Here is a 10819-nt window from a genome sequence, read left to right as displayed (position 1 = left end):
CGACCCGGCTGCCGCTCGGGCTGGAGCGCCGCGGCGGCTGGGGCGACACGCGCCTCCGCCTCGAGGGCCGCTGGTGTGACCTGGTGACCGGCCGCACGCTCGAGGCACGGCCGCGGCTGGGCGTGCTGCTGGACCACCTGCCCGTCGCACTGCTCGTGAGGGAGGACGACGCATGACGGGCCGCGGCCCCTACGACGTCTGGGCGCCCCGACCCGTACGGATCCGACTGGTTGTCGAGGGCGAGGCCGGGGGCATGGTCGAGATGACCCGCGGCGACGACGACTGGTGGACACCGGGGGGCGAGTTGCCACCGGCCGCGGAGGAGCCCGACGCCCGCTACGCCTTCCTGCTCGACGAGAACTCCGACCCACGTCCGGACCCGCGATCCCGACGCCAGGCGCGGACCGTCCACGAGTGGTCACGGCGCTTCGACCCGGCGGCCTTCCCGTGGACGGACGAGCACTGGACCGGGCGGCAGCTCGCCGGCTCCGTCGTCTACGAGCTCCACGTCGGGACCTTCACCCCGGACGGCACCCTCGACTCCGCGATCGACCGGCTCGACCATCTGGTGGACCTCGGCGTCGACTTCGTCGAGGTGATGCCGGTGAACGCCTTCAACGGCGAGCACAACTGGGGGTACGACGGCGCCCTCTGGTTCGCCGTGCACGAGCCGTACGGCGGGCCGGCCGCCTACCAGCGCTTCGTGGACGCCTGTCACGCCCGGGGACTGGGCGTGGTCCAGGACGTCGTCTACAACCACCTCGGCCCGTCCGGGAACTACCTGCCGGAGTTCGGCCCGTACCTCAAGCAGGGACGCAACACGTGGGGCGACCTGGTGAACCTCGACGGCGACGGCTCGGCCGAGGTGCGCCGCTACATCCTCGACAACGTGACGATGTGGCTGTCCGACTACCACGTCGACGCGCTGCGGCTCGACGCGGTGCACGCCCTGGCCGACGGGTCCGGGACGCACCTGCTGGAGGAGATGGCCGTCGAGGTGGCGGCGCTGTCGGCGCACCAGCGCCGGCCACTGACGCTGATCGCCGAGTCCGACCTCAACGACCCGCTGCTGGTCCGCCCCCGTGAGGCCAGGGGTTACGGGCTCGACGCCCAGTGGAGCGACGACTTCCATCACGCCGTCCACGTCGCCCTCACCGGCGAGACGACCGGCTACTACGCCGACTTCGAGCCGCTCTCAGCGCTGAAGAAGGTTTGCGAGGAGGGGTTCTTCCACGCCGGGACCTGGTCCTCCTTCCGGGGTCGGGAGCACGGGGTGCCGATCGACACCGATGTGATGCCCACGTGGCGCCTGGTGGTGTGCAACCAGAACCACGACCAGATCGGGAACCGCGCCGTCGGCGACCGGCTCACCGAGCACCTCGACGCCGACCAGCTCAAGTGCGCCGCGCTGCTGACGCTCTGCGGCCCGTTCACCCCGATGCTCTTCCAGGGCGAGGAGTGGGCGGCGTCCTCGCCGTTCCAGTTCTTCACCTCGCATCCCGAGCCGGAGCTCGGGAAGGCCACGGCGGAGGGCCGGATCGCCGAGTTCGAGCGGATGGGCTGGGACCCCGCGGTGGTGCCGGACCCGCAGGACCCCCAGACGTTCCTGCGCTCGAAGCTGGACTGGTCGGAGCTGGAGTCGGGCGACCACGCGGAGGTGCTCGCCGCCTACCGCCGGCTGATCGAGCTGCGCCGTACCTGGCCGCAGCTGACCGACCCCGCCTTCACGAGCAACCGCTGCGACGTCGACGAGACCACCCGGCTCTTCCTGCTCCACCGCGACGACCTCCTGGTCGCGGTCAACCTGGGCGATGCGCCGGTCGAGGCTCCGGTCGGCGGCCGCGAGGTGCTGTTCGCCACGAACGACGAGGTCGAGCTCCGGGACACCCGGGTGGCGCTCCCCGCGCACGCCGGCGCGTTGCTGGCCCCACCCGAATAAGGCGGGTCTCCGTCGGTCGACGAGGTCGCGCAGCGGTCTTGGTGACGGCTTGAGCCGAACCGGTCAATGGGCCCGCCCTGCGCAATACGATGACCGGGGTTCCCGTACGGAGGTGGTCGAAGCATGGTCCGGCATCGAGCACTGCTGCCCGCTCTAGGCGCAGTCGTGTGCTTGATCGCCCTCAGTTCCTGCGGCTCAACCGAGCCGCAGGCGACTGCCGACGATCAGACGACCCGAGAGGTCATCAGGGATCCATGCATGAGCTGGGGCCGCGGCTACTTCACCGCAGCCGATACGGAGTGGGCCGCCACTCCGGAGGATGCAGTGCGGGCAACGGCCGGTGATCAGATCGACCTCGGCGATACCACCCGTAGGTCGCGGACGGTCGTTGTCGTTGCCGTCACCCAGGGCGAGGATGTCGGCTCGTACGACGTCCTCAAGCGAGGAGACCGGTGGGTCGTGATCGGCGGCGATGGCTGCGCCGGACAGAACGGTGCCCCAGAGTGGGAGGACGGTCTGGATTGCAGCCCGGAACCCACGGAGGACGGCTACTACTCCGAGATATGTGTTCAGCCGTAGGACTCGATGTCTGTTCCTGAGGATCCGGACGAGCGGCACGGATTCACCACACGTCGAGCGACAGCACCATCCCCAGGGCAAGCGCTCCGATGATGGCTGCGAGCGTCAGCAGCACCGCCCCGTTCGCCACCTGGCCGTTCGAGCCTCTCGCGATCAGGCCCCTGCCGAACCACAGGAGCACGAGGAATGCCAGCAGGACGATCACAGCCAGAAGCGCGAGGTTCATGGCGTGACCCTAGGCGATGCCGGGCAAGCCGCCTGTCGCCGTGCGGGACGACCAGCGGGCGCTAGTGCTCCCGCCCGGGGTCCACACCGAGGGCCGCGCATGCCGCGTCGTACAGGGCGACGACCTCGCGCCTGATCTCCGCGCGCTGGGTGATCGGCCCCGACGGCCACGGGATCCGCACGGCGCCGATAGGGCCTTCGGGACCCACGACGGTCCAGGTCCCGGCCTCACCGTCCACGTCGGACATCGAGGCTGCGGTGGCCTGCGGGGCGCCGTTGGCGCGGACGATGAGGAGGTTGTCGTCGAGGTGGTCGCCGTTCATGTGGGCGAGGACCTGGTCGACGACGTCGGGGTCGAAGGTATGCATCGCTCTCCTCAGTGATCAGTCCTACTAGGCGATCCGTACGGATTGGCGCGCGATCTCGTAGGCGGGCAGCTCGTCCGCGTCGACGTAGGCGACCTCGGACGCGCGAAGACCGCTGTCGGAGGTGAAGGTGCTGAAGGTCAGGTCCGTCTCGTCGTCGTAGTCCTTGACGTAGTCGCGCAGCCCCGGCGCCAGCGCGGCCGCGCAACCCCCGACTGCCCGCACCGCGATCACCAGATCCGGACCCGGTCGGACGGATCGAGCCACAGCCCGTCCTCCGGCTTCGTGCCGAACACCTCGTGGAACTCGTCGAGGTTGCGCACGATGTTGGCGCGGAACTCCGGCGGACTGTGCGGGTCGATGGTGAGGTACTGCCGCTCCTGCTCGATCCGCCGCTTCGTGCGCCAGACGTAGGCCCAGTTGAAGAACAGCCTCCGCCGGTCCTCGACCGACGCCTCGCCGCCCTGCGAGATCAAGAACGCCTTGTGAGCGATGGTCAGACCGCCGAGGTCGCCGATGTTCTCGCCGACGGTCAGCGCCCCGTTGACGTGCTCGCCGGGCAGGTTGCGCGGCTCGAGGCCGTCGTACTGCTCGATGAGCGTCTTGGACTTGATCTCGAACGCCGCCTTGTCGTCGGATGTCCACCAGTCGTTGAGATTGCCGTGTCCGTCGTACTGCGCGCCCTGGTCGTCGAAGCCGTGCCCGATCTCGTGCCCGATCACCGCGCCGATGCCGCCGTAGTTCTCCGCCGGATGCGCGTCGGGGCTGAAGAACGGCCTCTGCAGGATCCCCGCGGGGAAGCAGATCTCGTTGGTACCTGGGTTGTAGTAGGCGTTGACGGTCTGCGGCAGCATGAACCACTCGTCACGGTCCACGGGCGCGCCGATCTTCGCCAGCTGGCGGTCGGTCTCGAACGCTGCCGCCGCCTGGGCGTTCGCCACCAGGTCGTCGGGGACCACAGTCAGCGCGGTGTAGTCGCGGAACCTCGCCGGGTAGCCAATCTTCGGTCGGAACGTCGCGAGCTTCTCGTAGGCGCGCTCCTTGGTCTCCGCGGTCATCCAGTCCAGAGCCTCGATCGAGACGCGGTACGCAGCGAGCAGGTTGGCGACGAGCTCGTCCATCTGCGCCTTGGAGCTCGGTGGGAAGTGCCGCGCGACGTACTCCTTGCCGACGGCCTCGCCGATCGCGCCCTCGACGAACGCCACCGCGCGCTTCCACCGCGCTCGCAGCTCCGGCGTGCCGGAGAGGGTCCGGCCGTAGAAGTCGAAGTTGGTCTGCACGAAGTCGTCGGAGAGGTACGGCGCCGCCGAGCGCAGCACTCGCGAGAGGAACCAGTCGCGCCAGGTCTCGATGGGCAGGGTCTCCAGGACCGTCGAGAGGTGCGCGAGGTACGACGGCTGGCGGACCACGACCTCCGCGATCGTGGCACCGCGACCGGTCGGCTGCCCGCCGAGGTTGGTGACGTAGGCGTCCCAGTCGAACGCCGGGCACAGCGCCTTGAGCTCCTCCCCGGTCAGCAGGTTGTAGGTCTTCTGGACGTCGCGCGTCTCCGCGCGCTCCCAGTGACCCTTGGCCAGCTCGGTGTCGAGATCGAGGATCCGCTGTGCGGCGCCCGCGGGGTCCTCGTGCCGGGCGAGGGTCAGCAGCCGGTCGAGGTAGGCGAGGTACTTCTCGCGGATCTCGGCGAACTTCTCGTCGCGGTAGTACGACTCGTCCGGCAGGCCGAGCCCGCCCTGAACGAGGTGGAGGAGATAGCGGTCGGAGTCGCGGTCGTCGGTGTTCACGTAGGAACCGAACAGGCCGTAGCCGCCGATCCGCTCGAACTCGCCCAGGAACGCGGCCACGTCGCGCACGTCGCGCAGGCCGGCGACCGCGGCGAGCAGCGGCTCGGCCGGGGCGAGGCCCACAGCCTCCACCCGCTCGGTGTCCATGAAGGAGTTGTAGAGATCGGCGATCTTGCGCGCGTCCTCGCTGTCCGCGCCAGTGGTCCCGCCCTGCTCGGCCAACGAGGTGATGATCTCCCGCACGTGCTGCTCGGCCTCGTCGGCCAGCTGCACGAACGGCCCCCAGCTGGAACGGTCGGCCGGGATCTCCGACTCGGCGAGCCAGGTGCCGTTGACGTGACCGAACAGGTCGTCCTGGGGTCGGATGTCGAGGTCCATGCCCGGTCGGGCGTCGTCGAGGATGCTCACGCGCCGAGCCTAGGGCGTGTCACCAATCGGTCAATCTATGTGGGACCTCGGTCCCGGATGCCCGGCCAGGCCCTCACGTCGACTCCGGGTGGGCCGACGGGCCAGGTATGCAACGGATTATCGGACTGGTCGCCGGGCTCGTACTCGGCCTCGTGCTCGGCGCGACGGCATCCCCTGCTGAAGCGGCGACGCCGCGGACGGTGGCACCTGCCGCCGTCACGTTCACGCCGGCTGCACTGGCAGTCACGCCGGCCAGGCTTCGCGTGCAGACCTCGTTCGAGACCCGGGTCCTGCAGCTCACCAACCGCCACCGCAGCGCCAAGGGCTGCGCGCCGCTGCGCGCCAGGTACAGCCTGCGCCGGTCGGCTCGGACCCACACCAAGACGATGGCGCGTCACAACGAGATGTCGCACCAGCTGCCCGGCGAGCCGCGGTTCAGCATCCGGATCACCCGTGCCGGCTACCGCTCCTGGCGGCTGGTCGCCGAGAACGTGGCACGCGGCTTCGACAGCCCCGAGGAGGTCGTGAAGGCGTGGCTGGCGAGCCCCGGCCACCGGCGCAACATGCTCAACTGCCGGCTCCGCGACCTCGGTGTGGGAGTCGTCGTCAGCAACGGCCAGCTGTGGTGGACCCAGAACTTCGGCCGGCGGTGAGCACCCGGCCCCCATCGTGGGACGGATGCGCTGAAGTACCTTTTTGGTCCACAATCGCGGCCATGCAGACGATCTCGGTGAAGTTCCTCGTCCTCTCCATGCTGGTGGCTCTCGGGCTCACATCGCTCACATCGCTCGCGTCGTCCGGCGCCGGAGCCGCTCCGGCTCCTTCCCGCGCCATGCAGAGCAGGATCGTCGTGAACTCGAACTTCGAGACTCGGGTCATCGCCTTGACGAACCGGCGACGCGTGGCCAACGGGTGCGCACCGCTGCGGTTCAACCGCAACCTGCGCACCGCCGCCCGCAGGCACACCTTCGCCATGGCCAGGTCCAGGATCCTCGCCCACCGGCTGCCCGGTGAGCCTCGGCTGGGCCGCCGCCTGACCCTGGCCAACTACCTCAACTGGCGGGAGGTCGCGGAGAACATCGCCGTCGGCTTCGGCACGCCCCGGGGTGTGGTCCGGGCGTGGATGCGAAGCCCCACCCATCGACGCAACATCCTCGACTGCAGCCTGCGTGAGGTCGGCATCGGCGTCGGCATCCTCAACCGTCGGGTCTGGTGGACCCAGGACTTCGGCCGCCGGTAGGCCGACTCCGGGTTGGTCAGCCGCGGACCCGCACCACGGACTTCCCGAGCGTCGCCCGGGCGTCCATCTCGATCAGCGCCGTTCCGAAGTCCTCGATCGGGTACACCCTGCCGATCGGTGGCCTGACCACGCCGGACTCGATCATGGGGACGAGCTGCTGCCACTGCTGCTGCATGTAGTCCGGACGCCCGAAGGCATAGGCACCCCAGCCGACACCGCGGACGTCGACGTTGTTGAGCAGGAGCCGGTTCACCTTGACCTCGGGAATCCCCCCACCGGACGCGAAGCCGACGACGAGGAGCCGGCCCTGGGGAGCGAGCACCCGAAGCGAGTCGACGAAGGCGGAACCGCCGACCACGTCGAGGACGACGTCGACGCCCTTGCCGCCGGTGAGCTCGAGGACGGCGTCCTTGAAGCCCTCGGCCAGCACCGTCTCGTCGGCGCCGGCACGTTTGGCGAACGCCGCCTTCTCCTCGGTGCTGACGACCGCGATGGTGCGGGCACCGAGCGCCCTGGCGACCTGGAGGGTGGCGGTGCCGACGCCGCCGGCCGCGCCGTGGACGAGGACGGTCTCTCCCTGCTGGAGCCCGCCTCGCTCGTCGAGCGCGAAGAGCGCGGTCAGGTAGTTCATCGGCAGCGCCACGGCCTCGTCGAAGCTGACCCCGTCCGGCAGGGCGAACGTCGTGTGGCGCGGGCCAGCGACGAGCTCAGCCGCGCCGCCGTACCCTCCGACGCCGACGACCCGCTGGCCCGGCTCGAATCCCGGGCCGGACACCACGACGCCTGCGTAGTCGACACCGAGCGTGAACGGCGGCTCGGGGCGGAGCTGGTACTCGCCCCTGCTCAGTAGGAGGTCGGGGAAGGAGACGCCGACCCGATGCACCTCGACGAGCACCTCGTCGGGGCCGGGCCTCGGCTCGGGAACGTCGCGGACGACGACATCCGCTGGACCGGTGGGCGTGAGGACCTGGACGGCGCGCATGGGGCGCAGGCTACGCGTCGCCCTCACCGGAGCCGCGCCGGTGGGCGGCCACCAGGTCGCGGTACCACTCGAAGGAGCGCTTCGGGGTGCGCCGCTGGGTCTGGAAGTCGACGTGCACGAGCCCGAACCGCTGGGTGTAGCCCTCGGACCACTCGAAGTTGTCCAGGAGCGACCAGGCGTAGTAGCCGGCGACGTCGACGCCACGCTCGATCGCCTCGGCGACGGCGGTCAGATGGGCCTCGTAGTAGTCGATCCGATCCTGGTCGTCGACCGCGCCGTTCTCGTCCGGGCCGGTGTTGAATGCGCAGCCGGACTCGGTGATCACGATCGGCGGAAGCGCAGCGCGGTAACGGGCGCGGAACATGATCAGCCACTCCCGCAGCGCGTCCGGGACGATCGGCCAGCCGAAGTCGGTGACCGGGTAACCGAGAACGTCACGGAACTCGAACGGCAGCGGCGCGTCGTCGGGGGCGGCCCCGATCCGCATCGGGTTGTAGTAGTTGACGCCGTAGAAGTCGAGCGGCTGGCGCATGGTCGCGAAGTCGCCTTCCCGGATCGTCTGTTCGAGCAGCATCAACAGGTCCTCGGAGTAGCGCCCCAGCAGCATCCCCTCGAGATAGTGGCCGTTCCAGAGGGCGTCGAAGAGCTTGGCCGCGCCGACATCGGCAGGATCGTCGCTGCCGGGCCAGATCGGGGCATGGTTGTTCGCGCAGCCGACGTTCTCCGCACCCTCTGCACGCAGCGCGATCGCGGCCTTGCCGTGCGCGACCAGCAGGTGATGGCCGACCGGCAGCGCGTCGAACATAAGCTCACGGCCCGGCGCGTGGAACGGGACTGCGTGACCCATGAGCGTGACCACGCTCGGCTCGTTGATCGGGATCCAGTCGGCGACGCGGTCGCCGAGGCGAGCGGCGACGATCGCGGCGTAGTCGGCGAACCGGTCGACGGTCGCGCGGTTGAGCCAGCCGCCGTCGTCCTCCAGGCCCTGCGGGAGATCCCAGTGGAACAGCGTCGCCATCGGCCGGACGCCGGCCTCGAGGATCTCGTCGACGAGCCGGTCGTAGAAGTCGAGGCCTGCGGCGTTGGCCGGGCCCCTGCCGGTGGGCTGGATCCGGGGCCACGCGATGGAGAACCGATAGCCCTCGGCGCCCAGCCGTCGAAGAAGGCCGGTGTCCTCGGCATGGCGGTGGTAGTGGTCGCAGGCGACGGCGCCGCTCGAGCCGTCGGCGATCCGCCCGGGCACCTCGCAGAAGGTGTCCCAGACCGACGGCCCACGTCCGTCCTCCGCCGCCGCGCCCTCGATCTGGTACGACGACGTGCTGGTGCCGAAGCGGAAACCTGGCGGGAACCGATTCGCCAGGCCGGGCGCGCTCCCCCGCCCGTTGTCCCTCACTCCGCCACCCTCGCATGATCCGGAAGCGGCGTCAGCCCGACGCGCAGGGCCATGCGTCAGCCTGCCGGGTCAGCGGTCGCGGGGTGCACGGAGCGGTGCGCGGCCACCAGGGCGCCGTACCAGTGGAAGGAGCGCTTGGGCGTCCGTTGCTGGGTCTCCGGGTCGACGTGCACGAGCCCGTATCGGGGCGAGAAGCCGTCCTCGAACTCCCAACAGTCCAGCAGCGACCAGACGTAGAACCCCCGGACGTCGACGCCCGCCGCGATCGCGTTGGCGACGGCCTGGAGGTGGGTGCTGAGGTACTCGATCCGGATCGAGTCGTCGATCGTGCCGTCGGCGAGCGGCGCCACGTCGTAGGCAGCGCCGCACTCGGTGATCACGATCGGCGGGAGCGCAGCGCGATAGCGGGCCCGCGTCATGATCAGCCACTCCTGAAGCGCCTCGGGTACGACCGCCCAGCCGCTCTCGGTGCGGGGCCGCCCGAGCACCTCGACCAGCTGGAAGGGGGACAGGGAGGAGTCGCGGGCGGCGGCGATCCGGAGCGGGCTGTAGTAGTTGACGCCGTAGAAGTCGAGCGGCTGACGGATGGTGGCGAGGTCGCCGGGCTGGACGACGTCCTCCAGCAGCGGCGCCAGGTCCTGCGGGTAGCGGCCCAGCAGTGTCGACTCGAGGAAGAGCCCGTTCCAGAGCGCGTCGAAGAGCTTGGTGGCGCCGACGTCGGCCGGGTCGTCAGAAGCGGGCCACATCGGTGCGTGGTTGTGTGCGCAGCCGACCTCGGCGGCGCCGGCCGCGCGGAGTGCGATGACGGCGCCGCCATGGGCGAGGAGGAGGTGATGCGCGACGGGCAGCGCGTCGAACATCAGCGTCCGGCCGGGTGCGTGCTCACCCGTGCCGTAGCCGAGGTACGCCACCACCGCGGGCTCACTCATGGGCACCCACGCCCCGACCCGGTCGGCCAGGCGATCGCCGACGGCCGCCGCGTAGTCGGCGAACCGGGCGGCGGTGTCGCGGTTGAGCCAGCCGCCGTCGTCCTCCAAGCCCTGCGGCAGGTCCCAGTGGTGCAGGGTGACCATCGGGCGGACGCCCGCCTCGAGGACGGCGTCGACGACGCGGTCGTAGAAGTCGAGGCCCCGGCCGTTGGCAGGCCCGCGACCGGTCGGCTGGATCCGGGACCAGGAGATGCTCATCCGGTACGTCGGTGCCGCCAGCTCCTTCAGGAGGGCGACGTCCTCGGGGTACCGGTGGAAGTGGTCGCACGCCGTCTCCGAGGTGGACCCGTCCAGGATCCGCCCGCCCCCGGCGGCGAAGGTGTCCCAGATGCTCGAGCCGCGTCCGTCCGCGGTGGAGGCACCCTCGATCTGCTGCGCCGAGGTCGCGGTGCCGAACCGGAAGCCCGCCGGGAACCGGGCGGCAAGGTCCTGCGGGAGCACGGGCACAATCTGGCATGTGAGCGTCGAGATCCGCAGGGCTTCTGGCAGGTTCGTTGAACGGTCAACAGGGCGGCTGAGCCACCACGGCTTCTCGTTCGGTGACCACTACGACCCCGACCGCGTCTCGTTCGGACCGATGGTGTGCCACGACGACCACTTGCTCGGCCGCGGCGTCGGCTTCGACGAGCACCCGCACCAGGGCCTGGAGATCGTCACCTGGGTGGTGTCCGGGTCGGTGGAGCACCGTGACTCGACCGGCGCGTCGGCGACCCTGGGTGCCGGTGAGTGCGGGTTGCTGTCGGCGGGGTCAGGTGTGCGTCACTCCGAGGTCGCGTCCGGTGACGGGCCGGCCCGGTTCGTGCAGGTCTGGCTGTCGCCGGAGACTCCGGGCCGGGAACCCTCGTATGCCTCGACGCCCGTGGCGGCCGAGCCCGCGGCCGGCCTGGTGCCCGTCGCCGGGCCCGGCGCGCCGCT

12 protein-coding genes are annotated in these 10819 nt (G+C 70.3%); 5 read left to right on the top strand and 7 right to left on the bottom strand.

The genetic code is table 11. The features are described 5' to 3' along the window. Nucleotides 1-172 precede the first annotated feature (172 nt). Both treZ and E7Z54_RS05915 read left to right on the top strand, forming a co-directional pair. Complete coding sequence (treZ, locus tag E7Z54_RS05920; protein ID WP_136432084.1) at nucleotides 173-1939, top strand: malto-oligosyltrehalose trehalohydrolase; 1767 nt, start codon at nucleotides 173-175, stop codon at nucleotides 1937-1939. Nucleotides 1940-2197: 258 nt separating this feature from the next. After that, nucleotides 2198-2518 (top strand): hypothetical protein, encoded by a 321-nt coding sequence (locus tag E7Z54_RS05915; protein ID WP_136432083.1) that lies wholly within the window; start codon nucleotides 2198-2200, stop codon nucleotides 2516-2518. A 43-nt stretch (nucleotides 2519-2561) separates the two neighbouring features. Here the strand turns inward: E7Z54_RS05915 and E7Z54_RS05910 are convergent, their stop codons facing one another. The 4 genes from E7Z54_RS05910 to E7Z54_RS05895 form a co-directional block, all read right to left on the bottom strand. Further along, the gene (locus E7Z54_RS05910; RefSeq protein WP_136432082.1) at nucleotides 2562-2744 is read right to left on the bottom strand and encodes a hypothetical protein; all 183 of its coding nucleotides are present in this window, start codon (nucleotides 2742-2744) and stop codon (nucleotides 2562-2564) included. Nucleotides 2745-2805: 61 nt separating this feature from the next. Next, entirely contained in the window at nucleotides 2806-3111 is a 306-nt protein-coding gene (locus E7Z54_RS05905) for a DUF2470 domain-containing protein (RefSeq protein WP_136432081.1), read from the bottom strand. A gap of 24 nt (nucleotides 3112-3135) precedes the next feature. Further along, nucleotides 3136-3375, bottom strand: coding sequence for a hypothetical protein (locus E7Z54_RS05900; protein ID WP_136432080.1), 240 nt, complete (start codon nucleotides 3373-3375; stop codon nucleotides 3136-3138). After that, entirely contained in the window at nucleotides 3339-5300 is a 1962-nt protein-coding gene (locus E7Z54_RS05895) for a M13 family metallopeptidase (RefSeq protein ID WP_136432079.1), read from the bottom strand. The genes E7Z54_RS05900 and E7Z54_RS05895 overlap by 37 nt, the downstream gene beginning before the upstream one ends. A 107-nt stretch (nucleotides 5301-5407) precedes the next feature. Between E7Z54_RS05895 and E7Z54_RS05890 the strand changes: the two genes are divergently transcribed. Both E7Z54_RS05890 and E7Z54_RS05885 read left to right on the top strand, forming a co-directional pair. Next, nucleotides 5408-5953 (top strand): CAP domain-containing protein, encoded by a 546-nt coding sequence (locus E7Z54_RS05890; RefSeq protein ID WP_136432078.1) that lies wholly within the window; start codon nucleotides 5408-5410, stop codon nucleotides 5951-5953. Nucleotides 5954-6015: 62 nt separating this feature from the next. Continuing rightward, a complete protein-coding gene (locus tag E7Z54_RS05885) occupies nucleotides 6016-6540 on the top strand; it encodes a CAP domain-containing protein (RefSeq protein WP_136432077.1) in 525 nt (174 codons plus the stop codon). 16 nt (nucleotides 6541-6556) lie between these two features. Here the strand turns inward: E7Z54_RS05885 and E7Z54_RS05880 are convergent, their stop codons facing one another. From E7Z54_RS05880 to E7Z54_RS05870, 3 genes are read right to left on the bottom strand one after another with little or no spacing between them, the layout of a single operon-like run. Continuing rightward, entirely contained in the window at nucleotides 6557-7522 is a 966-nt protein-coding gene (locus E7Z54_RS05880; protein WP_136432076.1) for an NADPH:quinone oxidoreductase family protein, read from the bottom strand. 10 nt (nucleotides 7523-7532) lie between these two features. Further along, nucleotides 7533-8915, bottom strand: coding sequence for a GH1 family beta-glucosidase (locus E7Z54_RS05875; RefSeq protein WP_136432075.1), 1383 nt, complete (start codon nucleotides 8913-8915; stop codon nucleotides 7533-7535). 56 nt (nucleotides 8916-8971) lie between these two features. Next, complete coding sequence (locus tag E7Z54_RS05870; protein WP_136432074.1) at nucleotides 8972-10345, bottom strand: GH1 family beta-glucosidase; 1374 nt, start codon at nucleotides 10343-10345, stop codon at nucleotides 8972-8974. 16 nt (nucleotides 10346-10361) lie between these two features. On the opposite strand from E7Z54_RS05870, the gene E7Z54_RS05865 reads away from it, so the two are divergent. Then, the coding region (locus tag E7Z54_RS05865) for a pirin family protein (RefSeq protein ID WP_168798185.1) at nucleotides 10362-10819 on the top strand (458 nt) is incomplete at its 3' end.

Source organism: Nocardioides sp. (assembly GCF_004803405.1).
Classification (GTDB): domain Bacteria; phylum Actinomycetota; class Actinomycetes; order Propionibacteriales; family Nocardioidaceae; genus Nocardioides; species Nocardioides vastitatis.
The sequence above is the reverse complement of the archived record's forward strand: the minus strand, read 5'-3'. Positions and strand labels throughout refer to the sequence as shown.